This is a genomic window from Nitratireductor sp. WH36-1 (genome assembly GCF_058725515.1).
The window spans coordinates 1,996,391-2,019,682 of sequence record NZ_CM178970.1 but is presented as its reverse complement, the minus strand read 5'-3'; the positions used below and the strand labels follow the sequence as shown (position 1 = coordinate 2,019,682).

At 61.3% G+C, this 23,292-nt stretch carries 20 protein-coding genes and 1 tRNA gene; 14 read left to right on the top strand and 7 right to left on the bottom strand.

The window, feature by feature from the left end; translation table 11 throughout:
- Positions 1–62 precede the first annotated feature (62 nt).
- From AC4PTT_RS09435 to rpiA, 7 genes are all read right to left on the bottom strand, one after another.
- Complete coding sequence (locus tag AC4PTT_RS09435; protein ID WP_492161026.1) at positions 63–656, bottom strand: hemerythrin domain-containing protein; 594 nt, start codon at positions 654–656, stop codon at positions 63–65.
- Positions 653–1,084: a GFA family protein gene (locus AC4PTT_RS09430; RefSeq protein ID WP_492161025.1), complete on the bottom strand. Its 432-nt coding sequence runs from the start codon at positions 1,082–1,084 to the stop codon at positions 653–655. Before AC4PTT_RS09430 ends, AC4PTT_RS09435 begins: the two co-directional genes overlap by 4 nt.
- A gap of 100 nt (positions 1,085–1,184) precedes the next feature.
- Positions 1,185–2,561, bottom strand: a complete 1,377-nt coding sequence (locus AC4PTT_RS09425; protein WP_206546304.1) for a class II 3-deoxy-7-phosphoheptulonate synthase — start codon at positions 2,559–2,561, stop codon at positions 1,185–1,187.
- Between the two features lie 154 nt (positions 2,562–2,715).
- Entirely contained in the window at positions 2,716–3,297 is a 582-nt protein-coding gene (locus AC4PTT_RS09420; RefSeq protein WP_492161024.1) for a gamma-glutamylcyclotransferase family protein, read from the bottom strand.
- A gap of 1 nt (position 3,298) precedes the next feature.
- A complete protein-coding gene (gene gor / locus AC4PTT_RS09415; protein WP_113155388.1) occupies positions 3,299–4,684 on the bottom strand; it encodes a glutathione-disulfide reductase in 1,386 nt (461 codons plus the stop codon).
- A gap of 287 nt (positions 4,685–4,971) precedes the next feature.
- Complete coding sequence (locus tag AC4PTT_RS09410; RefSeq protein WP_206546307.1) at positions 4,972–5,523, bottom strand: DUF2059 domain-containing protein; 552 nt, start codon at positions 5,521–5,523, stop codon at positions 4,972–4,974.
- A 22-nt stretch (positions 5,524–5,545) separates the two neighbouring features.
- A complete protein-coding gene (rpiA, locus tag AC4PTT_RS09405; protein WP_206546308.1) occupies positions 5,546–6,235 on the bottom strand; it encodes a ribose-5-phosphate isomerase RpiA in 690 nt (229 codons plus the stop codon).
- A 144-nt stretch (positions 6,236–6,379) separates the two neighbouring features.
- Here rpiA and AC4PTT_RS09400 point away from each other — a divergent pair, with 144 nt between their 5' ends.
- From AC4PTT_RS09400 to AC4PTT_RS09335, 14 genes are all read left to right on the top strand, one after another.
- Entirely contained in the window at positions 6,380–7,063 is a 684-nt protein-coding gene (locus AC4PTT_RS09400) for an HAD family hydrolase (RefSeq protein WP_113155391.1), read from the top strand.
- A gap of 79 nt (positions 7,064–7,142) precedes the next feature.
- Positions 7,143–7,217: transfer RNA gene (locus AC4PTT_RS09395), tRNA-Val, on the top strand.
- 315 nt (positions 7,218–7,532) lie between these two features.
- Positions 7,533–9,011 (top strand): pyridoxal phosphate-dependent decarboxylase family protein, encoded by a 1,479-nt coding sequence (locus AC4PTT_RS09390; protein WP_492162575.1) that lies wholly within the window; start codon positions 7,533–7,535, stop codon positions 9,009–9,011.
- Between the two features lie 243 nt (positions 9,012–9,254).
- A complete protein-coding gene (locus AC4PTT_RS09385; protein WP_206552363.1) occupies positions 9,255–10,643 on the top strand; it encodes a GGDEF domain-containing protein in 1,389 nt (462 codons plus the stop codon).
- Positions 10,644–10,905: 262 nt separating this feature from the next.
- Complete coding sequence (locus AC4PTT_RS09380) at positions 10,906–11,112, top strand: hypothetical protein (protein WP_113156323.1); 207 nt, start codon at positions 10,906–10,908, stop codon at positions 11,110–11,112.
- A gap of 221 nt (positions 11,113–11,333) precedes the next feature.
- Positions 11,334–11,537 (top strand): hypothetical protein, encoded by a 204-nt coding sequence (locus AC4PTT_RS09375; protein ID WP_113155394.1) that lies wholly within the window; start codon positions 11,334–11,336, stop codon positions 11,535–11,537.
- 114 nt (positions 11,538–11,651) lie between these two features.
- Entirely contained in the window at positions 11,652–12,137 is a 486-nt protein-coding gene (locus AC4PTT_RS09370) for a hypothetical protein (RefSeq protein WP_113155395.1), read from the top strand.
- Positions 12,138–12,608: 471 nt separating this feature from the next.
- Positions 12,609–14,423, top strand: coding sequence for a hypothetical protein (locus AC4PTT_RS09365; RefSeq protein WP_492162574.1), 1,815 nt, complete (start codon positions 12,609–12,611; stop codon positions 14,421–14,423).
- A 168-nt stretch (positions 14,424–14,591) separates the two neighbouring features.
- Positions 14,592–16,565, top strand: coding sequence for a type I secretion protein (locus tag AC4PTT_RS09360; protein ID WP_492162573.1), 1,974 nt, complete (start codon positions 14,592–14,594; stop codon positions 16,563–16,565).
- Between the two features lie 20 nt (positions 16,566–16,585).
- Positions 16,586–18,730, top strand: a complete 2,145-nt coding sequence (locus AC4PTT_RS09355; protein ID WP_412033025.1) for a type I secretion system permease/ATPase — start codon at positions 16,586–16,588, stop codon at positions 18,728–18,730.
- 14 nt (positions 18,731–18,744) lie between these two features.
- On the top strand, positions 18,745–20,088 hold the full coding sequence (locus AC4PTT_RS09350) for an HlyD family type I secretion periplasmic adaptor subunit (RefSeq protein ID WP_206547459.1): 1,344 nt from the start codon (positions 18,745–18,747) through the stop codon (positions 20,086–20,088).
- Positions 20,089–20,175: 87 nt separating this feature from the next.
- Complete coding sequence (locus AC4PTT_RS09345; RefSeq protein WP_113156324.1) at positions 20,176–20,670, top strand: hypothetical protein; 495 nt, start codon at positions 20,176–20,178, stop codon at positions 20,668–20,670.
- A gap of 139 nt (positions 20,671–20,809) precedes the next feature.
- Positions 20,810–21,610 (top strand): methyltransferase, TIGR04325 family, encoded by an 801-nt coding sequence (locus AC4PTT_RS09340; RefSeq protein WP_283800776.1) that lies wholly within the window; start codon positions 20,810–20,812, stop codon positions 21,608–21,610.
- Positions 21,611–21,743: 133 nt separating this feature from the next.
- Entirely contained in the window at positions 21,744–23,198 is a 1,455-nt protein-coding gene (locus tag AC4PTT_RS09335; protein ID WP_492162572.1) for a TrkH family potassium uptake protein, read from the top strand.
- Positions 23,199–23,292: the final 94 nt, after the last annotated feature.

Genomic DNA, 23,292 nt, shown 5'->3' with positions numbered 1-23,292 from the left:
AACTGCTTGGACTTCAAAGCGTTTAGCCTTTGCATCCCCTGCTTGCAACACGCTGCCGGGGATCAGAGGCTGACGCCAAGCCCCTCCTCACTGCGGTCGAGAATGAGCGGGATGATCAGATCCTCTTCATCGTCCAGATGCCGCAGAAGCATGGCAAGCAGCGCCTCGTTCTCGCGCGCATAGGCGTCGGCGGCAAATCGCTGGCGATCCTGATCGGCCTGAAGCGCCTGAAGGAACGCGGTTCCTGCCTGCGCATTGCGCTCCAGCGCGTCATGGATGACGTGATGATCGCTGTCCAGAAGATCGAAGCCGTGCTTCATCCACGCCTCCGCAGAGGCAAAGACCGGAAAGTAATGCATATCCTCGATCTGGTGGTGGCCATTGAGCTGCTGCAGGAAGAAGCGAAGGCGGGGCGCAAACCAGCCGGCGAACTCACGCGGCGCGAGACGCCCTTCCCTGTAATCGCCCATGCTGGTCTTCAACATGCCGCCAAGTTCGCGAAACATGTCGTGCCGTTGCAGCCAGAACTGCGCCATCTCGCCGAGATTGGGATGGGTGGGCCAGACCTCGCGCGGGTATTTTTCCACGAGATAGCGCAGATCGGCAGGCAGACCGGGGCGCGTATCCAGCCTCAGCGTTTCGGGCAATTCGGTCATTCCTGTGTATCACTCCCGGCAACGATAATATCGGGACTGCCGCGCGCATGCTGCGGCAACCCGTCGGCGATAGCATAGAAATCGCCTTTGCCGGCCACGAAAATATGACGTTCCGCCGCAAGGCCGGATGGCAGATCGAACGCGCCGGCAAGGATGGAAACCCGGTCTGCGCCGTCCCGCTTCCAGAAAAGCGCAGAGCCGCAGGTTTTGCAGAAACCGCGCTTGGCAAAACCGGATGCCGCATACCAGGCGAGACTGTCTTCACCCTCAATGACAAGGTTACAGACATCCACATCGGTGGCGGCGTAATAGAGCCCGGTCTGCTTGCGGCACTGCGAACAATGGCAATAGACGACGCCACGCAGCGCGCCCTCAGTGTGAAAACGGACCGCGCCACAAAGGCACGATCCGTCATGTCGTTCAGTCATGGTATCCCTCCGAAACCAGTCGAACCGTTTCGGAACCATGATATCAGCCGCGCGCCGCAACAGGCATCGCGAAAGCCTGAACCCAGGGTTCAGGCCAGCTTCACGCGTTGGCGACCTTGTCTGCCGGCAGAGCCTCACGGTCCTTTTTCAGGAGTTCAGCCACCAGGAAAGACAGTTCGAGCGCCTGATCGGCGTTGAGACGCGGGTCGCAATGGGTGTGGTAGCGATCCTGCAGTTCCTCGTCGCGGATGGCGCGCGCGCCGCCCGTGCACTCGGTGACGTTCTTGCCGGTCATCTCCACATGCAGACCGCCCGGATGCGAGCCTTCGGCGCGGTGCACCTCGAAGAAGGTCTGAACCTCCTTGAGAATGCGGTCGAAGGGACGCGTCTTGTAGCCAGCGGCAGTGACGGTGTTGCCGTGCATCGGATCGCAGGACCAGACGACCTTGCGCCCTTCCTTCTCCACCGCGCGGATGAGCTTGGGCAGGTAGTCGCCCACCTTGTCCGCACCAAAGCGGGCGATCAGGGTGAGACGGCCCGGCTCGTTTTCCGGGTTCAGAATGTCGATCAGTTCAAGCAGACCGTCCGGCGAAAGCGAAGGACCGCATTTGAGGCCGAGCGGGTTCTTGATGCCACGGCAGTATTCCACATGCGCATGGTCGGGCTGGCGGGTGCGGTCGCCGATCCAGATCATGTGGCCGGACGTGGCGTACCAGTCGCCGGAGGTGGAATCGACGCGCGTGAGCGCCTCTTCGTAACCGAGAAGCAGGCCCTCATGGCTGGTGTAGAAATCCGTCTCACGCAGCGCATGCGTGCTTTCACCGGTGATGCCGATGGCGCGCATGAAATCGACCGTCTCGGAAATGCGGTTGGCCAGTTCCTGATAACGCTCAGCCTGCGGGCTGTCGGACAGGAAGCCCAGCATCCACTTGTGAACGTTGTCCAGATTGGCGAAACCGCCCTGCGCGAAAGCACGCAGCAGATTCAGGGTCGCTGCCGACTGGCGATAGACCATTTCCTGGCGCGCCGGATCAGGAATGCGCGAGCTCTCCTCGAACTCAATGCCATTGATGATGTCGCCGCGGTAGCTCGGCAAAACCACATCACCCTTGGTCTCGTTGTCGGAGGAGCGCGGCTTGGCGAACTGACCGGCAATGCGGCCAACCTTCACCACGGGCTGCGAGCCAGCATAGGTTAAGACGACGGCCATCTGCAGGAATGCGCGGAAGAAGTCGCGGATATTGTCCGCGCCATGCTCAGCAAAGCTCTCGGCGCAATCGCCCCCCTGCAGCAGAAAACCGTTGCCCTCGGCCACGGCAGCGAGCTGTTTCTTGAGCTTGCGCGCCTCACCTGCAAAAACGAGCGGCGGATACGTGGCCATGCGCGCCTCGACCTCGGCCAGGGCGGCGGCGTCCGGATAAGCCGGAACCTGCAGGATAGGCTTGTTTCTCCACGAATTCGGCGACCACTTCGTCATCTTGCTTACTCGACAGTTGCTATAGGATCATGCCCTCTATCCGCTCAAAACTCCAAGACGGATACTGGAAGGCCATCTCCTTAACCAAAGGATGCGCCCGATACTAGCCCGCAATTGTGGCGGACAGGAAACACCGACGCACGAAAATTGCATTTCATTCAATTTTTAGCATCAAAATTGCATCGAACAGGTTCTTTTCTTCATCGCTGAGCGCCACCGCGCGCGGGTAGGTTGGCGTCTTGCGATCAGCAAGAATTTCCGCGTCAAACCCTTCGGTTTCGGCGACGAAGCGCTCGACGCCGGAACGGCCATATTCGCGCAGGAATCCCTGAAGCACGGCGTCGAGATAGGATTGGATGATTTCAAGCCGAACGGGCGCATAAACCAGGTTCGCTTCATAGACGTGAAGCGGGCAATCGGCGGGCAATTCGGCCGAGAGCTCCAGATCTGACGGCGCAAGCGATACGCGCTGATAGCGCTCTTCGCGCAGATCGACCGCCGGCAGGTTTTCCGCCCGGTCAATAACCAGGAGCCCGTCGATGACGGATGCCGGATCGCGCCGCACGCTCAGAAGCGCGCGGCTGCTTTCTTCGTCACGACGCACCCAGTGGCGTCGCCAGCCTTTCAGGCGCGCAGGCAGCGCGTCGACGATCTCGGTGCGGTGGGTGTCGCGATTGACGAGCGACCCATAACCGAAATAGGCGACCAGAGCGCCTGCACCCGCACGCCTGTCCATGTCAGCCGACCCGCTCGCCCTTCTCGACGCGATAGGTCGGCGCGTACATGGTCACAAGCTCCTCGGCGGCGGAGGGATGCACGGCCATGGTGCGGTCGAAATCGTCCTTCGACAGGCGCGCCTTCAAGGCGATGCCCAGAAGCTGCGCCATCTCGCCGGCATCCGGACCCATCACATGAGCGCCGATCACGCGGCGGCTGTCGCCATCGACAACGAGCTTCATGAGCATCTTTTCCTGACGGCCAGACAGGGTGTGACGCATGGGGCGGAAGCTTGCGCGGTAGATCTCGAGCCTGTCGAAACGCTTCGCGGCCTCATCTTCGGAGAGGCCCACAGTGCCGATCTCGGGCTGCGAGAACACGGCCGTGGCGATCATGTCATGATCGACCTCGGTCGGGTTGTTCCGGTACTCGGTCTCGATGAAGCACATGGCCTCGTGGATCGCGACCGGGGTGAGCTGCACGCGGTTGGTGACGTCGCCCAGCGCCCAGATGTTGTCGACATTGGTGCGCGAGTAATTGTCGACCGGGATCTCGCCGCCCTTGCCCGTCTCCACGCCGGCAGCCTCAAGCCCGAGACCTTCCGTGTTGGGCAGACGGCCAATGGCCAGCATGACCTGGCTTGCCTCGATTGTCTTGCCCGATTTCAGATGCACCAGAAGATCGCCCTCGCCGCGCTTTTCGACCTCGGTCAGCACGTCATGGCACAGGATCTTGATGCCCTTCGCTTCCATCGTGGCGTGAAGCTCGCGGCGCAGATCCTGATCGAAACGCGACAGGATTTCCTTGCCCCGGTAAACGAGCGTGGTGTCGACGCCCAGGCCATGGAAGATGTTGGCGAACTCGACGGCGATATAGCCGCCGCCCTCGATGACGATGGCCCTGGGCAGTTCTGCCAGATCGAAGGCTTCATTCGAGAAGATGCAATGTTCGTGGCCGGGAAGCGCCAGATGCGGGTTGGGACGACCACCGACAGCGATGATGATCTTGTCAGCCGTCACGCGCCTGCCCCCTACGTCGAGCGTATGGCGATCAACCAGCGTGGCGCGGGCTTCGATGATCTCGGCCCCGGCATTTTCCAGCCCCTTGCGGTAAAGCCCTTCAAGCCGCGTGATTTCGCGTTCCTTGTTGGCGACCAGCGTCTTCCAGTCGAAAGTGGCTTCCGGCACCGTCCAGCCATAACCGGCGGCATCCTCGAAATGCTCGGGAAACTGCGAGGCATAGACATAGAGCTTTTTCGGGACGCAGCCACGAATGACGCAGGTGCCGCCGAAACGGTACTCCTCGGCCACGGCGACGCGCTTTCCAAGCCCCGCCGCCAGACGCGCAGCACGCACGCCGCCCGATCCGCCACCAATGACAAAGAGATCGTAATCGAATTCGCTCATCTTCTGATCCTCGCCCCCCAGGGCCTTGCGGAGCGCGTCTCGAAAGCGAATTGCGCCCCTATCGCAAACATGCGGCGCCAACGCGTGGCGCCAAAATCCTACAGCGGTCCAGAGCATCGGACCGAAAAGTGGCATCCGGTTTTCGGGTTGTTCCGATGCCCCATCGATCGTCCAGATCGTCCGTTGTGCGTCCGGATGGACGCGCAGCGATCCAGAGGTAGAAACCGCCGCACAAGAATAAAAGCCCGGTGCGACGACCGGGCTCTAACTGTTTCGTGATCGAAAGCTTACTGGGCCGGGGCGGCTTCGCCCTCGCCGGCAGCAGCTCCGCCACCGGTCGCCTGGGCGGCGGCCTGGATCTGCTCGCCGACCATCTGCGCCAGATCGCGGGCAATGCCGCGACGCCAGATCTCGCCGGCCTTGAGCACTTCGCGTGTCACGATGGGGCCGTCCTCGATCAGCTTACGACCGGTGGGCGAATCGTAGAAATTCGCGATCTCGGTCAGCTCCTGCTCGGTGAACACGCGGGCATAGGCCTGAGCGGCCTCACGCTCGAGATCCACACGGCGGGTTGCAAGCTCGATGGCTTTCTCGTCCACCGTGGCGTTGATGAGCGCCACCAGATCCGGGTTCTTGCGGATCAGCTCGGACTTCAGCGCGGCGGCGGCCTGCGGCAGCACGCCATCGAAATCGTCGGTCGCGTGGATCGCATCGATTGCGGAACGCGCCGCAGCAAGATGCGAAGCGGAAATGTCCTGCGCGTTGGCAGGAGCGAATGCGAACGTCATCGCCACGGCTGCAGAGGCAGCGGCAAGGCGCATGCGGGTTGCCAGGTTCATGTGTTTCTCACTCCATTCTTGTTCATGCGGCCCCGACGGTTCGCACCTGACCGTCTCCCGCCACGAAGGCGGTGTCGGCAAGGTCGAGAAACAGGCCATGTTCAACAACGCCGGGTATGGCGTTCAAGGCGATTGCCAATGCTCTTGGATCGGGAATGCGGCCAAAAGATGCATCGACGATGAGATGTCCACCATCGGTCACAAAGGGTTTGCCATCGCGCTCACGAACCGCAAGCGGTCCTTCAAGCCCAAGCTCTTTCGCAACCTTTTCAATGGCCACCACGGTGGCGCGCAGACCAAACGCGTTGACCTCGATGGGCAGCGGGAAGCGACCGAGCGATTCGACCATCTTGGTCTTGTCAGCGATGACGATCATGCGCTGCGAGGCAGCAGCCACGATCTTTTCGCGCAGGAGCGCGCCGCCACCGCCCTTGATGAGGCCGAGTTCCGGGCCGATCTCGTCGGCGCCGTCGATGGTGAGGTCGAGTTCAGGCGTTTCGTCCAGCGTGGTCAGCGGCACACCGAGTTCTTTACAGAGCGCAGCCGTGCGTTCCGACGTTGGCACACCGATGACGGAAAGCCCGCCAGCGACCCGCTCGGCCAGAACGCGCACGAATTCTTCGGCAGTCGATCCGGTGCCGATTCCCAAACGCATTCCATCCTGCACCTGGTCCAGTGCGGCACGCGCCGCCTCGATCTTCAATTCACGCATATCAGCCGACAATTTAGCCCCCGGTCCGTTCTGAGCGGTTCCTAACCCGTTTTACCGCTCCCCGCAATGCAAGGCACATAAGCGGCATACCTTGCCTAGACCTGCACTGCGCGCTATCCCAAGATTATTCAAGAAGGGGACAACATGTCAGCGCCAATCATCGTTTTCGACCTCGACGGCACGCTCGTGGATACGGCACCCGACCTGCTCGACAGCCTCAACCACTGCCTTGCAACCGTCGACATGGAACCGGTGAAAAGCGAAGACATCAACCGCATTGTCGGTTTTGGCAGCCGCGTGATGATTGAACGCGCCTTCGCGCTGCGCCAGCGGCATCTTGCGGAAGGCCAGCTCGACGCGCTGCAGGCCATCTTCCTCGACCACTATACAGCCAATGTTCCCGGCCGCTCAAAACCGTTCCCCGGCGCGATCGAAGCCATCGAACGCTTTCAGGCTGCGGGATACACGACCGCCGTTTGCACCAACAAGCTTGAAGGCATGTCGCTCTCGCTTCTCGAGGCGCTGGGCGTGATCGGTCATTTCAAGGCAATCTGCGGCGGCGACACGTTTCCGATGCGCAAGCCCGATCCGGGCCACCTTCTGCGCACCATCGCCATGGCCGGGGCCGACCCGGAGCGTGCCGTGATGGTGGGCGATTCGCGCACCGACATCGACACTGCCAAGGCGGCCGGCATTCCCGTCATTGCAGTCGACTTCGGCTATACGGACCGCCATGTCAGCGCATTCGAACCGTCCCGCGTCATCTCGGGGTTCGACGAACTGACTGTCGAGATGGCCGAGAGCCTGATCGCCGCCACGGCATCCTGAAATCAGTTTCGAAAGCCCGCTTGACACCCGGCCACCCCGCCCCTTATATCCCGGCTCGCTTGACGAAGCTTTCGTCAACGGGCGCGTAGCTCAGCGGGAGAGCACACCCTTCACACGGGTGGGGTCGCAGGTTCAATCCCTGCCGCGCCCACCATCAACACTCCAGACGATGTCTTGGTTTTGTTGATGGAATTGCATTGAAGCGAATGTACGACAAACATCACTTTTCAGCATAGCAAAGCATGAGAGCGAAACACGACTTCCCTGCTCGTGGAACGCATTCTCCCTGCCAGGCTCCTTGAAGCCGACACGCTCCCGATTCCGAAGATCCGTTCACTCAGCGACTGCGTTCGTGCCCTGCCCGCAAACGCCGGGATCTTGCAAGTCACGCATACCGAAAACCGTGGTAAGCTCCTGCCTGACGTTGGGTACGGAAAACGGTCAGTGACTTCGACGAGGAGTGTTCACAATGGACCAAGCCAATAGCCAAATCCGCGAAGAAACTCTGGATCCGAACGACTGGGAGGCGCTGCGTCAGCTGGGCCACCAGATGATAGACGACGCAGTGGCGCATATCAGGAACGTGCGTGACCGCCCGCTCTGGCAGGAAATGCCCCCTGCCGTTCGAGAAGCCTTTGCCTCCCCTCTCCCGAAAGACCCCGCTCCTGCGGCAGAACTCTATCAGGAGCTGCAGGAAATCCTGATGCCCTACCCGATGGGCAACATCCACCCCCGATTCTGGATGTGGTTCATGGGTTCGGGCAGCCTGACCGGTGCGCTTGCCGAATTCCTCGCTGCAGTCGACGGTTCGAACCTCGGGGGTGGCAACAACGCGGCGGCCCTGATGGATCGGCAGGTGGTGGGATGGCTCAAGATACTGATGGGCTTCCCCGCCGATGCGAGCGGCACGCTGGTGAGTGGCGGGTCAATGGCCAACATCATCGGCCTGACCGCTGCCAGAAACGCCATGGCGGGCGGCGATGTCCGGGCGAACGGCGTTGCCCAACTTGAAAAACCGCTGAGGTTCTATGCCTCAGACCAAGTCCATAGCTGTCACCAGAAAGCCGTCGAACTGCTTGGTCTCGGCAACAACGCCCTGTGCCGGGTGCCAACCGGTCCCGACTACCGGATCAATCTGGACGCGCTGGCGGACTGTATCGCCCGGGACCGCGCGGCAGGCTTTCTCCCGGCCTGCGTCATCGCCACCGCCGGCACGGTCAATACGGGGGCGATAGACGACGTAAACGGCCTCAGGACACTTTGCACGCGCGAGGGGCTTTGGCTGCATGTTGACGGGTGTATCGGCGCGCTCATCGCGATTGCTCCGCAAAACCATGGGCTCGTGGACGGGATCGGAGAAGCAGATTCACTTGCTCTCGATCCCCACAAATGGCTGCATGTGCCCTTCGAAGCCGGCTGCGCGATCATCCGGGATGCATCGGTCCATCGCGGCACCTTCGCGTTGCACCCGGAATATCTCGAGGAGAAAACACGCGGCATCGCGGCCAGTGAGTTCCTGCACGACTATAATTTACAAACCTCCCGCGGCTTCCGCGCCCTGAAGGTCTGGCTGACACTGAAGGAGCACGGCAGTGAAAAATTCGGCCGTCTTATCGATCAGAACATCGCGCAGGCGGCATATCTGGCGCGACGCATAGAAGAGGCCGCGAAGCTCGACCTCATTGTGGCGCCGACCGTTAATATCGTCTGCTTCCGCTACGATCCGGGCGGGATGACGGAGGCCGCGCTGCGAGATCTGAACGTCGAGATCATGCTGCGCCTGCAGGAAGCAGGCATCGCTGCCATTTCGGACACGACAGTCTCCGGCAAGCATTGTCTGCGTGTGGCGATCTGCAATCACAGGACGACGACCGGGGATCTGGAGATGTTTTTGCAGCAGGTCATCGAGCTTGGTGAGCTTGTTGGTCTTCAAAAATCTGGTTCGTAGCGTTTTCGGACAAGAAGACAGCTGCTTGAGTGAATGGCCTTCTGGGACCGACTAGCAGCGGCTCCGCGCCCCTCGCGGCCACCTTACGCACCGTCCTGCCAGAGCACCTGCATGCGCATGTCGGGCAACACGGGAATTGGGCCTGTACGTGGGCAAGATTGTCCCACCTCCCCATCATCGCTTGATTCCTTCAGGGTGCAACGTAAAGGGGAGCCGACGAAAGATTCGACGGGGGTTTGAGCGATGAACGGTCGGGCCGGAGTGCTGGGATGGCTTTCCTCCAGTGAAGACGAACGCGAGGCGGCTCGCAGCACGATTGTTCGTATCGTTCATCAGGAGGCCGACGCGCTGGTGGCCGCCTTCTACGAAGTCTTCCTTGGCGACACCCAGAGCGCCCAGTTTCTCAGCCACAATGTCGTGCAGGACAGGCTGCGCCACTCGCTGCGCAAATGGCTTCTCGCACTGGTGGAATTCGATCCGCTGGCCGACATTGAGGCTTTTGAGCGCCGGCAGATCGAGATCGGCGAAGTGCATGCCCGCCTGAACATCCCCAACAATCTCGTTATGGAGGGCACGACCCTCATCAAAACGAAGGTCGCAGACAAGATTGCCACCGCCGGCAATCACAGCCCGTCCGCCTTCCATGCGATCATCCTGTTCAACGAGGTCGTGGATTACGCAATCAGGCTCATGAGCACGGCCTACATGTCGGGCGCGAACCGGCGAACCAAGACGGAAGAGGCCTTCCGCATCTTCTCGCTCGGTCAGGACATCAACCTGGAACGCGAAACCCAGCGCGCCGCGCTCATGGAATGGAGCCATTCGGTTCTCTTGTCCATGCTCGGCAATGAGAGCGAGCCGTCTCACAACAGTTTTGCGGCCTCGCCATTCGGCCTCTGGATCCGCCACCGTGCGGCAGTGCTGTTTCAGGGATCGCCACTGCTCGACAAGATCCAGCATCTCATCCGCGAAGTGGATACCGAGATCCTGCCGAACATTTCGAGCAGTCAGCCGGCATCACTGGTGATGTTTCAGCGGCGCATCGACGAAATCAAGTTTCTGCTCAACGACCTCTTCAAGCTCGCAGCCGGCGTTGAGAACGGGCGCGATCCGCTGACGCAGACGCTGAACCGGCGCTTCCTGCCAACGGTTCTCGGGCGCGAAATCAGCCTGTCGAAGAAGGCAGGCACGCCACTGAGCGTGCTTATGGTCGACCTGGACCACTTCAAGACGGTCAATGATCGCTTCGGTCATCCGGCCGGTGACGCGGTTCTGAGCCAGACGGCGGAAACGATCCTCAACAATGTCCGCGCGACCGACTTCGTCTTTCGCTATGGCGGCGAAGAGTTTCTGATCGTGCTGGTCGAGACGGCGGAGAGCCAGGCCCATGCACTGGCGGAGCGCATCCGCACGGAGCTGACGAAAACGCCCATATCCGTGGCCGAGACCGAAAGCATCAAGGTCACGGCTTCCATCGGCGTTGCCGCCTATGAGGGCCATCCGGACTACGAATATCTGATCAATGCTGCAGACGCCGCCCTCTATGCGGCAAAGCAGAATGGCCGCGACTGCGTCGTGGTCGCCGGAGACGAAAGCGGCACGTCCGCACTTTCTGCGTCCGGCCAAGGGTAATCCGTCCAGCTTGAGGCAAAAAGGCGCACGGGTTTGACTTCCGGGCGCCAGTGTCCGACATGTCAGTCATGCTCACCCACGACCGTCATAGACCGCGTTTTCCAAAGGGCAGCCGCAAACCCGGCTAGTTGCCTGACGCCACTACCTGCGAAGGCAAGAGCGGCGTCAGGATTATTCCACCCAAAACACGATCTGGACACAGCACGATGCCGCAGCTCCGCTGCGCGCGTCTGCGATCCTTTGCGAATTGAAGGAATGCAAAGTGAGCTTCAAATACAGTTTCACCTTTCCCATCGAAGGCCCCAACAAACTCTCGCGGTTCAAGAGCTGGCTCGAGAAGAACGCGCCCGGCGTCGCCGTTTCCCTGCCCCCGCAGGTGCCCTCGAAAAGCACGTCGCTGACCGTTCGCGTCAGTTCCGTCGCCGACCGGGACATCCTGCTCAGGAACCTCGACGGGGCCTCGATCTAAGCCATGGGGCCAGCGTCGCCATCACTGGCGGCGCTGGTCCGCGCTACAGGCGTCCCGGACCGCACCATGGCGGTCCGGGATGTTTCGAAAACGAACCAAGGTCGTTCAGCTGTTTAAAATTTTACTATTATCCTATTGTTTTTACTCATCTCTCTTTCATCAGAATCAACGATGCCTCTGCCGGTGAGCATTGTGACTTAACCCGATGAAGGAGACGGGACTTGAAAGACCGCTACGAGATCATCCTCGACCCTTCAAACCTCTGGACCGTCTGGGACAACTTAACCAACGAGCCGGCGGTGATCGGCATGACCATCGTTGCCGGCATCACCCAGTCCGAGGCCGAGGACGCCTGCTATGTTCTCAACGAAGTGGAGAAACGGCGGCGCAGCAGAGAAGAGCGCAGGCACGCCGCGAATTCCTGAAACATTCACTGAGACAGCCGCACGTGCCGCAGATTGCGCCACATCCGGGCTTTCCTGCTTCAGAATATCGTCCTATTCGGGAACGGAACGATCCGATTCCCGGAGAGGAACATCATGAACCGCACCGCATCCGCCTTTCTGCTTGTCGCCGTACTGACGGGCCTTCTTGTCGCGCTCAGCTTCGCACTGCGGATCAAGGGATACGGTTTCGGCACGCTCGGCATCGAGCGCCTCGACGGTCTGGCCAATGCCGCCAGCTTCATCCCGCTGGCAGCGCTTTACGCGTTCGCAGCCATGCTCGTGACAATCCTCCCCATCCGCGCAGCAGCCGTGGTTCACGCCAATGGCACAACACCGGTCTACTCAACGGCGTTGGTGCTTCTGGCAACCATTGTGGGCGTACAGGTTGCGCGCTTCGCCTTTGGCAACAATTCAGCGCTGTGGACGCTGATTGACTGGCAGTTCATCTTTGCCGCCGGCATCATCGTCGCGCATCTGTCGCTCGATACGCTGCGCCGCAACGTCCTTCTGCGGACGCTGGCATTCATCGGCTTCACGATCGCCACCCTCGCCTGCCTCTACTGGACGTTCCGCTTCTAGAACCGCCGCGAATCGCCGCCCGGTCTTGCGCGCCGCGTCGGCGCCAGAAGCAGCGTCTCAGCATCACAATCGACGCGTTTCCCCCAAAGATTACTACCCCGCCTCTAATCATTTTTAGGTGGGGGCTGAACCTATGGTGAGGCCTTAAATGGCCCTGCTCCACCGAATTTGCGGGTTTTTAGTCGCCGGTTCACGCACGACAATCCCTCCCGTCGGATAACTCCGAAAGGTCTGCCGCGAGAACTGATCTCGGGTCGCATCAAAGACGCGGGCGGTGGGGATTCGCTTCAGACACACAGGGTCGTCCGAATGAGGGAGGAGTGCATCTCGTTCGACATCCGAACGTGTTTCCGCACTTCAAAGGCGGCCGGATGGCCGCAAAACAGCAGAACCGTGTGAGCACAATATCACCTGAGAGATGAACAGTGATCGTGTCCACACGGTTCTCATTTTGAGGATGAGGACACGATCATGCCCAAACAAAACGGTTTCGGCGTTTTCTTTCCTGGTTGGCCTGGGAACAGCCAGTCGCAGGATCAAGACCAGGATCAGGACCAGCATCAACATCAGGGTGAATGGCAGCATCAGGGCCAGGAACAGAACGCCCTGAACACGGCGGAAAACACGGCCGGCAATGATGCCGACAACAACGCCGACAATGATGCGAACAACACCAGCAACAATACCGGCACGAACGCCGCCAACAACACCGCTGGCAACGCCGCGCAGAACGGTGCGAGCAATCAGGCAGACAATGCCGCGAGCAATGAAGCCACCAACACGGCTGCCAACGCCGCGAGCAATGCGGCGCAGAACTCGGCTGCAAACAACGCCACGAACAACACCGATGTGGCGACTGCCGTGGCCACCTCCGTCAACACGTCCGTGAATGTCGGCCTCGACGGGTTCATCCCGAGTGATGACGACTTTGCAGATGTGGATGTCTACGATGGCGGTTCGGTCGACCAGCTGTTCATCAATCGCGATGGCGAGATTTCCTACGATCCGGGCGACGACATGACGTTCGAGGACATCCTGAACGACTCGCTCAATGGCGGCGGCAATGACAATGCCTTTGTGATCGGTCAGGTGAATGATCTCGTCGACAATGACACGCTTGAAAACCCGACCGTCTCCAACAATGCCGACTTCAACCAGAACGGCGACGCATCGGGCGGTGACGCCTATGCCGAAGAAGGCATCGTGGCCGGCGGCGACGGTGGCGAAGGCGGCGGCGATGCAGACGCTGACGGCGGCGCTGGCGCTCATGGCTGGGCCGATGGCGGCAACGCCAATGGCGGCGCGACCGATGACGCCAAGGCCTATGGCGGCAACGGCAATGGCGCAGCCGGCGGCTCCGGCGGCACGGCGACCGGTACGGGCCTTGGCCTCGGTGGTCTGGGCGTCGGCGTCGGTCTCGGCGGTGAAGGCGGCTCCGGTGGTGCCGGTGGCGCTGGCGGTGCTGGCGGCATGGGCGGCCTTGGCGGCACGGCAACCGGCGGTGAAGGCGGAGAAGGCACCGGCGGCGACGGCGGTGACGGCAACGGCGGCGAAGGCGGCACGGGCGGTGACGCCGGTGACGGCGGCGATGGTGCTGCAGCAGGCGCAGCCGCAGCGGATGCAGCAGCGGCAGCGGCAGCAGCACTTGGCGTGGCTGATGCAGCGGCAGCAGCCGACGCAGATGCAGCCGCAGCAGCGGCAGCAGGCGGCGCAGGTGGCGCAGCAGGCAGCGGCGGTGCTGGCGGCATCGGAACCGGTGCTGCAGGCGCTGAAGGTTCCGGCGGCAATGGCGGAACTGGCACGGGCGGCGCAGGCGGCGAAGGCGGCATGGGCGGCCTGGGCGGCTTCGGTGGCGCAGCCAATGGTGGCGCCGGCCTCGGCTTCGGAGCCGGTGAAGGCGAAGGTATGGGCCTCGGCGCTGCCCGTGGCGGCAATGGAGGTGATGGAGGCGACGGCGCAGGCGGTTGGGCTTCTGCAGTCGGCGGAAACGCCGGTGATGCATGGGCCGGACCGGTCTCAGGCGGCAACGGCGGCGCCGGCGGCATGGGCGGCATCGCAACCACAGGTGCTGGCGGCGCAGGCGGCGCTGGCGGCATGTGGGGCTCCAACAATGGAGATGACGGCTATGTGACCGGAATCTCCGAGGCATCTGCCGATGCCATCGTGGATACGAGCGCCTTCAATCAACAGATCGTCATGGGCGCCAACGTGCTTGGAAACTCCGTGGACACGACAGTGGTCGGCGGCGATCTCAACAGCACGGTTGTCGGCGAAGACGACGCCTGACGGCAAACGAGAATTCCGGCGCCCTGTCCCCCTGGGCGCCGGAACCGGAGGTTTGCGCCTTTCACCCTTCGCCTGACACCCGCAAACCTCCGATCCTTTTTCGGGGCTGTCGACCGGCGATGGCAGAACACGAGGTTACTCGCCAAACCCGCAGCAAGGTAATGCTCCATGCATCTGGACTCCACCACGGAAGCAATCGCCCACTTCATAGGACTGTTCTCGCAGACGGTCGAAGAGGTGCGCATGCGGATGGATTATGTGGAGTTCGATCCGCTTGAAGAGCGAGCGCCGGAGCAGGACGAACTCCTCAACATAAACATCAACATCATCAGCCCCTACCTTTTGAAGGACTACAGTCCGCGGGTGGAATACACGCCGCCTCCGACAGATCAGTTCAGGGAGAAGGTGGTTTCAGCGGTCGCGCACAATCCGATGGCGCTCGACGCCCAGAGCGGTGGCTTTGGCGGCGCGGGCTCCTCGGCAGGCGCGATGGCCATCATGACCGGTGCCGAAGCTCCCGCCTTTCCCGAATACCAGCCGCTTGGCTCTCTCGCATGGTATGTGAAGCAGGAAGCGCGGATCGAAGACAACGATTATCTCAGCATCGGTGATCATGGTCTGGTCATGAGCCAGGTCGGCGATCCCGGCGCAGCCCTTGCAGCACTGATAGGCGCTGCATCCGAATTCCAGCCCTTCAGCCATCTGGACGAACCCGGCTCGGCGGAAGAGATCGGCGATTTCATCATGCACGCGCCGCATCTGGCGGACGCCTTTGCAGATGATTTGCCCGATGGCGCAGACATATTCATCGCCCGCAGCGAGGCTCTCGAGGGGCAGTATGTGAATGGCGAGGCCGTTGAGGAAACGCCGCTTCTTGAAGACCACCTGCCCGATGGCGTGAAGGCCAACGGCGGCGAAGATGACGATGCAGAAACCGACTTCTCGCTCCATGCGAAGATTGAGGTTGAAGCCGGCGGCAATCTTCTGGTCAACGAAGCCATCCTCGTGAACGACTGGTATGGCGCACCGGTGCTGGCGGTTGCCGGCGACTATGTTCATTTCAACGCCATCAGCCAGTTGAATGTCTGGAGCGACAGCGACGCCATCGGCGGCGCGCTCGAAGGCTGGCAATCGCTCACGGCGCAGCCGACAAAAGCCTTCAACATCGCGACGATGCAGACCATCGACAATCCGCGCCCTGAAACGGCCGGCAATGGCGAGGGCGAACCCGACTTCCCTTCCCACTGGCTGGTGTCGCGGATCGATGGCGACCTTGTTCTTGCAAACTGGGTCAAGCAGGTCAGCTTCGTCGAAGACAACGACATCACGGTGATGTCGGCAACCGGCGGCGGCACCGTGATTGAACTGGGCGGGAATCTGACCGTCAACGTCGCCTCGCTGGCCGAACTGGGCATCTATTACGACCTGATCATCATCGGCGGGAACATCTACAACGCCAACATCATCAGCCAGACGAACATCCTGCTGGATGATGATCTGGTGGGCACGCTCGAAGGTTTCGAGACCAGCGGCGCGGCCTCGCTTTCCACCAGTGGGAATCTGCTCTGGAACGAGGCCTCGATCACCCAATACGGCACCATGTCGTTCGAGGCGCTGCCGCCGTCCTATCTGGAGGCGGCAAACCAGCTGGCAGCTGGCCCGGGCGCAGCTCCGGGCGCGTTGCTCGCCAGCGAGGACTTTTCGGGAATGGCGAACCTCAAGGTTCTCTACATTTCAGGCGACGTGGTGGACCTGCAATATATCAGCCAGACCAACGTTTTGGGCGATGCCGATCAGGTGGCGCTTGCAAAGGCGGGCGCAGAAGCCAACGCCGATGGCGACTGGAGTGTGTCGACCGGAGGGAATGCGCTGGTCAACCAGGCTGCGATCACCGATGGCGGCGTCAATGCGACGACCTATGCGGGCGGCAACGTCTATTCGGACGAACTGCTGATCCAGGCCGAGCTCATTTCAGACGATACCGGTCTCTACACGCAAAGCGGCGATGCGCTGGTGAACGAGGCGGTGGCATTTCTCAGCGATGACCTGATGGCTCCCGAACAGGATGGCGAGCACTCCGCACCGGATGCGGCAACACCGGATGCGGGTTCGGCAGACGTCATGCAGACCATGCTGGGTTAGCGGATACCGGGGGGAAACGCATGCTGGACAAACCGACAAAGCAACCTGCCCACGCGAAGGATGCATCATCCTGGGTGATCGAAGAAGCGCGGCCGAGAGAACAACGCGCAGAACCGCGCAGCAAACCACAGACGCTCTCGGTGGATCAGGAGATTTCCCGGATTTTCAGGGAAGTCGATGCGCGCGCGGCGCGGATGGCACAGGAAGCAGCCAAACGGGAGGCGCAGCAGGACCGGGCAACGGATAATGCCGCCCCCAAAGCTTCCGAAACGCCACAGGCAAAAACTGCCCAGCGGGAAGCGGCAGCGCCGCAGAACAAGCCCCGGGAAGACAGGAAGAGCGCGGCGAAAACAGCTCCTGCCGAGCAAAGGCAACGGTCGGCTGAGGAAGCGCCTCAGATCAAACAGTCCGGCGACACGAAGGAAAAATTCCATCGCCGTCTGGGGCCGGTCGACTTCTCAAAGAGCCTGTCCGCAGGGCTGGGCGCAGTGCGCAAGAACCTGCTGATGGTTCTGCTTTTCACCAATGCCAGCAACATTCTGGTGCTCGCGATCCCTGTCTATCTCTTCCAGATTTCGGACCGCGTTCTGACCAGCCGCTCCACCGATACGCTCATCATGCTGACCATTGTGATCATCGGGGCGGTGTTGCTGCAGGCGATTTTCGACGCGATCCGGCGCTTCATCCTGATGCGCACGGCCGTTGAGGTGGCAGCACAGCTGGGCGCGCCCATTCTGAGTGCGGCAGCGCGCGCTTCGCTGCATGGCACGGGCCGCGAATACCAGACGCTGGGCGACCTGCAACAGCTGCGCTCCTTCCTGGTTTCGGGCACGCTTCTGTCGTTCCTCGACATCCCGTTCGCGCCGATCTTCGTTCTCGCCGTTTTTCTGGTTCACCCGCATCTCGGCAGCATCGTGGTGCTGTCGGCCTTCCTGCTCATGATCGTCGCCTTCATCAACCAGCGCGCGACCGCTGCCCCGTTCGGCGAGGCCAATGTCTATCAGAGCAAGGCCAATATGCATCTGGATTCCATGGCGCGGAACTCGCAGATCATCAACGCGCTGGCGATGATCCCCGAAGCGGTGAAGATCTGGGGGCAGGACACGGCCGGATCACTGAAGGCGCAGGTCAAGGCGCAGGACCGCAACATCATGTCGGCCGCCACCTCGCGCGCCATCCGCCTCCTGACGCAGGTAGCCCTGCTCGGCTGGGGCGCTTATCTGGCGATTCAGGGATACATTACCGGCGGCATGGTGATTGCCGCGTCGATCATCGCCGGTCGCGCGCTCGCGCCCATAGAAGGCTCCATCGAGGGCTGGAACCAGTTCATCCTCTCGCGCGGCGCATACCGGCGCATCAAGGCGCTCCTGCAGGCATCTCCGCTCAATCTGGAACGGCTCGTGCTGCCGAAACCCGAGGGAAGGCTCGATGTGGAGCGCGTTCTCTACGTGCCGCAGGGAACAAAACGGGTCGTGCTCAACGGCATCAATTTCTCGCTGCGCCCGGGGGATTCGCTCGCAATCATCGGCAATTCCGGGGCCGGCAAGACCACGCTCGGCAAAATGCTGGTCGGCTCCATCCTGCCCACATCGGGCAGTGTGCGGCTCGATCTGATGGATCTGCGCAACTGGGACCAGCGCCAGTTCGGCGACAATATCGGTTATCTGCCGCAGGACGTTCAGCTCTTCCCCGGCTCGATCAAGGCCAATATCGCGCGCATGCGCGACGATGTGGACGACAGGGAAATTTACCAGGCGGCGATCCTCGCAGACGTGCATGAGATGATCGCCACCTTCCCGCAGGGCTATGAAACCATCGTGGCCGCCGATGGCTCACCGCTGTCGGGCGGGCAGAAGCAGCGCATTGCGCTGGCGCGCGCATTCTTCGGAAATCCACGCATGATCGTTCTGGATGAGCCGAATTCCAATCTCGACAGCGCCGGCGACGCCGCGCTTGCCCGCGCACTCAAACACGCCAAGGAAAACCGGATCACCATGATCGTCATCACGCAGCGGCCATCGCTGCTGCGCTATGTCGACAAGATCCTGCTGATGACCAACGGAACCATCTCGATGTTCGGCCGGCGCGAGGACGTGCTGCGCGCCCTTGCCGCCCACCAGGCCGGACAACTCGAAAACGGTCCCTTCGCCAACCAGCTTCCCTGAAGGGCAGGTCCATCATGAGCTCCACCGAAATCGCCAAGCTTCAAGACATGACGTGGTACGCGGAGGTGCCGCGTTCGATCCGCAAGCAGAGCATTGCCGGCATCATCCTGCTCATTCTCTGTTTCGGCGGGTTCGGCATATGGGCCGCCTTCGCGCCGCTTGCAGCCGCCGTCATCTCACAGGGCAGTTTCGTCGCCACCGGTCAAAACAAGATCGTGCAGCATCTGGAAGGCGGCGTGATCAAGGACATTCTGGTGTCCGAAGGCGACCATGTGACCGCCGGCCAGCCGCTGGTGCAGCTGGACGAGACCTCTGCCCTTGCCAATGAACGCCAGCTTTTCCTGCGGCGGGCGCGGCTTGTGGCGATCGTCGCGCGGTTGTCTTCTGAATATGAGGAAAAGACCAGCATCGACTTCCCCGCCGATCTGACGGAGCGGATGGCAGACCCGGAGATTGCAGAAATACTGGCGAGCCAGCGGCTCAATTTCGAATCCTCGCAGCGCAAGCTCCACAGTGAACTGGAGCTGTTGAACAACAACATCGCCGCGCTGGAAATTCGCGGACGCGGCTACACGGCCCAGCACGAGGCCCTGACGCGGCAGCTCGCCTTCCTGACAGACGAGTATTCCGGCAAGCAGAAGCTCTATGAGCAGGGGCTGATGCGCAAACCCGAAATCTCCGCCATCCGGCGGGCCATGGCCGAGGCGGATGGCCAGCTCGGGCGTCTTTCGGCCGAAGTCGATGAAACACATGCCCAGATGAAGCGCTATCGAGAGCAGGCCAACCAGACGCTCGCCGCCTATCGGCAGGCGGCCCTTGATGAGCTGCAGAGCATCGAGGCGGAGCTCGACGCGGTTCGCGAGCAGTCGCGCGCGGCAGAAAACATCCTGCGTCGCGCCACGATCAACACGCCAGTCGCAGGCACCGTCGTGCGGCTCTACTACCACACGCCCGGCGGCGTGATCGAAAGCGGCAAGAGCATTGCAGAGATTTTACCCTCGGACGTGCCGCTGATCATCGAAACGCAGATCCCGCGCACAAAGATCGACAGCGTGCGGGTGGGACAGGAAGCAACCGTGCGTCTGACCGCGCTCAACCAGCGCACTACGCCGGTCCTGACGGGCGAAGTGTTCTATGTTTCGGCCGACGCGCTGCGCGACGGCTCGGTCGATGAGAAACGCGAAATCTATCTGGCGCGGGTGCGGCTGCCGCCGAGCGAACTGGCGCGGGTTCACGGCTTCCTGCCGACACCGGGTATGCCGGCCGAAGTCCTTATCCAGACGGCCGAACGCACCTTCTTCGAATATCTCTCGAAGCCCATCATGGACAGCATGAACCGGGCGTTTCGCGAGAACTAGGAAGGTCACAGAAAGTAGACGACTGAAACGTGCGGTGATAGCATGAGGGACAATGAGCTATCCGAGGTGGACGCGAGCCGTTTCGCCATGAATGAGGCTACCCCACGTTTCCGAAAAGTACTCACACTGCTGGGGCAGCTCAATTACACGTGGACCAACACCGAGAGCCTTCTCATCCACCTGATCGCGGGACTTGCGCGGGTGGACATGGAAACGGCCACGATCATTTTCCTGACGCTGAACACGTCGCGCGCACGGGTCGATCTGGTGGAGCGACTGGCCAAGACATCGCGCACGGATGAAGCCGTTCGCAGGGATGTGCTGGGCGTTACACGCCGGATGATGAGCGAAGCCAAGCTCAGGAACAAATACAACCACTGCATCTATTCCTTCGACGACACGGGCGAAAATGTCTCGACCCTGCTCATGCGGATTTCCGACAGCGGCGACCGGCTGAAATATGGCAAGGTGGACGCCATCGATGATGCGGAAATCGACAACATCACCGGGTCCATCAACCGGCTGATCGAGACCAACCGGGACATCTGGGCAATTGCAAAGCGGTATGGATTCCCGCTGTGAGGCCCGGCGTTAAGCCTATTTGGCGCAGCATTCATCAGTTTTGCCGTATCGGTCATCCCCTTTGCAGGGGGTAATGTTTTGTCGTGGCCGGCTTTGGCCCGGCGGCGACAAGGGGGACCAGAGGGACCAGGGGCCAGACATGCCGATGGAGCAGATCAAACAGAGGATCAAAGGAGCCCGGGGCGCGGTCGCCCTGCCCTTCAAGACGGCGGCGGGTCGTCTGCGCATGGCAACAGGGCTTCCCGTGCGCTTTTCCGGCGCCTATGCCTCATTCGATGAAGCGCTTGCCGCCGCGCAGCGTCAGGGGCTTGCGGGCTATGATCACGACGCGGTGGCGGATGTGGCCTTCGAGCGCATGTGCCAGCTCGTTCCCTGGGATTATCCGCTTCTGTTTTGGCTCAGCCGACTTGAGAGCCACATCGGCACGGTGGTCGATGCGGGCGGTCATATGGGCACGAAATTCAGGGCGTTCCGCAGGTCTCTGCCCTCCATCGACAGGCTGAACTGGACCGTCTACGACCTGCCCGCCATCGTCAAAGCCGGTGAGAAACGCGCCAGGGCGGATGGCCTGAGCGCCCTCACCTTCACGAGCCGGCTCGAAGATGGCGGCCCCTGTGACCTCTTTCTGGGGTCGGGTCTGCTGCAATATCTGAACGTTCCCCTGCCGGAGCTGCTTGGACGCCTGAGCGTTCCGCCCCGGCACCTTCTGTTGAACAAGGTCGCGCTGCGCAAAGGAAAGACGCTCGTGACGCTGGAGCGCATCGGCCCCGCTCTCGTGCCCTATCAGATCCGCAACGAAGCCGAATTTCTGGAGATGCTTGCGGCTCTTGGCTACAGGATTGAAGACCGCTGGAGCATTCCCTCGCTCTCCCATACCATCGACACGCACCCCGAATTCGGCGCCAGCGAAAGCGCTGGGTTTTACTGCGTAATGCCATGATTGCCGGGCTTTGCAGGGGCTGTTGCTCACTGGCAAGCCCTGCCGGTTATGCATGGCTACCCTCTCCAAAACCACTTTTCCTCACGCATTTTCTCCTCTACCAACGGTGCCCGCACCTACCGAGGTAGAGACATTGCAAACATCGACAATCCGGACAGCCACCTATCCAGCGGCCATTTTCGCCGTCTACGTGGCCGCTTCGATGCTCCTCCCCGCCGCCGTCGATCTCTATTACGGCAATGATGACTGGCAGGTTTTCGTCGTCTGCTCACTGGCGACAGGCGCAATCGCACTGACAATCGCAGCCGCCACACGCGCCCCTCTTACCCGTGGCTCCACCCAGTCCACATTTCTCGTGGTGGTCATTCTCTGGCTGATGCTCGGCCTGGTCGGCGCGCTGCCATTCTACACCGCCTCGCTCAAGCTCGATCTGGCCGAGGCCGTTTTCGAATCCGTCTCGGCCATCACGACGACCGGCTCCACCGTGATCTCCGGGCTCGACGGACTGCCGCCCGGCCTTCTCCTCTGGCGCTCAATCCTGCAATGGATCGGCGGCATCGGCGTTGTGGCGCTTGGCCTGTTCCTGCTGCCGCTTCTCAAGGTCGGCGGGTTTTCCTACTTCCGGGTGGAATCCTCCGACATCGAAAACCGCCCCTTCGACCGTTTCATCAGCTTTCTGTTCGCGCTGGTCGGCATCTACTGCCTTTTGACCGGGCTCTGCGCACTGTCCTATGCGGCGGCAGGCATGGACAATTTCGATGCGATCAATCATGCGATGACCACCATCGCAACCGGCGGGTTCTCCACCCATGATGCCTCGTTCGGCTATTTCGAGGGCAATACGGTGCTCTGGGTCGGCACATTCTTCATGCTGATGGCGGCCCTGCCCTTCTCGATCCTCGTCCTGTTCTTCGCACGCGGACGGCTCGACGCGCTGCGCGATCCGCAAATCCGGCTGTTTCTCGGCTATGTGACGGTGATCGTCATCGTGCTGGCCGTTCAACGCAGGATCACGACCGGCCAGCCCTTCGATGACATACTTGCTTCCACGGCGTTCAACTTCGCGTCGATCATCACCACAACGGGTTTTGCCAGCGAGGACTACACGCTGTGGGGACCTTTCGCGGTGACGCTCGCCTTCTTCGCGACCTTCCTCGGCGGCTGTTCCGGCTCCACTTCGGGCGGCGTGAAGGCGTATCGCTTCCTCATACTGGGCGCGATGCTGCGCAATGGTCTGCGCCTTCTCATCCATCCACATTCCGTGCGCGCCCTGCGCTATGGCAAGCGCATCGTGGATGTGGAGATGCAGCGTTCGGTGGTTCTGTTCGTGGTCGGCTTCCTTACCTCCTGGGTGCTGGCAACGCTGCTTCTGGCCGCCACCGGGCTCGACTTCCTGACCTCGCTCACGGGTTCACTGACGGCGCTTACCAATGTGGGTCCGGGCCTTGGCACCACCATCGGACCATCCGGCAATTTCGCGCCGCTCAGCGACTTTGCGAAATGGGTTCTTTCAGCGACCATGCTGCTTGGCCGGCTGGAAATCCTTGCGGTCGTCGTCCTGCTGCTGCCGACTTTCTGGCGCGATTAACGAGCCTGCTGGCCAGGGGCAGGACCCTGGGTCAGACAAGCAAAAACGGCCACCGCTCAAGAGCGATGGCCGCAAAACCCTGCCGCAATGCGAC

Bases quoted from the DNA above. Each gene is read 5' to 3' on its own strand.
- AC4PTT_RS09370 (WP_113155395.1), top strand. From the start codon at position 11,652: ATGAACCGCACCGCATCCGCCTTTCTGCTTGTCGCCGTACTGACGGGC.
- rpiA (WP_206546308.1), bottom strand. From the start codon at position 6,235: ATGCGTGAATTGAAGATCGAGGCGGCGCGTGCCGCACTGGACCAGGTG.
- AC4PTT_RS09430 (WP_492161025.1), bottom strand. From the start codon at position 1,084: ATGACTGAACGACATGACGGATCGTGCCTTTGTGGCGCGGTCCGTTTT.
- AC4PTT_RS09365 (WP_492162574.1), top strand. From the start codon at position 12,609: ATGCCCAAACAAAACGGTTTCGGCGTTTTCTTTCCTGGTTGGCCTGGG.
- AC4PTT_RS09425 (WP_206546304.1), bottom strand. From the start codon at position 2,561: ATGACGAAGTGGTCGCCGAATTCGTGGAGAAACAAGCCTATCCTGCAG.
- gor (WP_113155388.1), bottom strand. From the start codon at position 4,684: ATGAGCGAATTCGATTACGATCTCTTTGTCATTGGTGGCGGATCGGGC.
- AC4PTT_RS09390 (WP_492162575.1), top strand. From the start codon at position 7,533: ATGGACCAAGCCAATAGCCAAATCCGCGAAGAAACTCTGGATCCGAAC.
- AC4PTT_RS09420 (WP_492161024.1), bottom strand. From the start codon at position 3,297: ATGGACAGGCGTGCGGGTGCAGGCGCTCTGGTCGCCTATTTCGGTTAT.
- AC4PTT_RS09360 (WP_492162573.1), top strand. From the start codon at position 14,592: ATGCATCTGGACTCCACCACGGAAGCAATCGCCCACTTCATAGGACTG.
- AC4PTT_RS09410 (WP_206546307.1), bottom strand. From the start codon at position 5,523: ATGAACCTGGCAACCCGCATGCGCCTTGCCGCTGCCTCTGCAGCCGTG.
- AC4PTT_RS09385 (WP_206552363.1), top strand. From the start codon at position 9,255: ATGAACGGTCGGGCCGGAGTGCTGGGATGGCTTTCCTCCAGTGAAGAC.
- AC4PTT_RS09355 (WP_412033025.1), top strand. From the start codon at position 16,586: ATGCTGGACAAACCGACAAAGCAACCTGCCCACGCGAAGGATGCATCA.
- AC4PTT_RS09340 (WP_283800776.1), top strand. From the start codon at position 20,810: ATGCCGATGGAGCAGATCAAACAGAGGATCAAAGGAGCCCGGGGCGCG.
- AC4PTT_RS09435 (WP_492161026.1), bottom strand. From the start codon at position 656: ATGACCGAATTGCCCGAAACGCTGAGGCTGGATACGCGCCCCGGTCTG.
- AC4PTT_RS09345 (WP_113156324.1), top strand. From the start codon at position 20,176: ATGAATGAGGCTACCCCACGTTTCCGAAAAGTACTCACACTGCTGGGG.
- AC4PTT_RS09350 (WP_206547459.1), top strand. From the start codon at position 18,745: ATGAGCTCCACCGAAATCGCCAAGCTTCAAGACATGACGTGGTACGCG.
- AC4PTT_RS09400 (WP_113155391.1), top strand. From the start codon at position 6,380: ATGTCAGCGCCAATCATCGTTTTCGACCTCGACGGCACGCTCGTGGAT.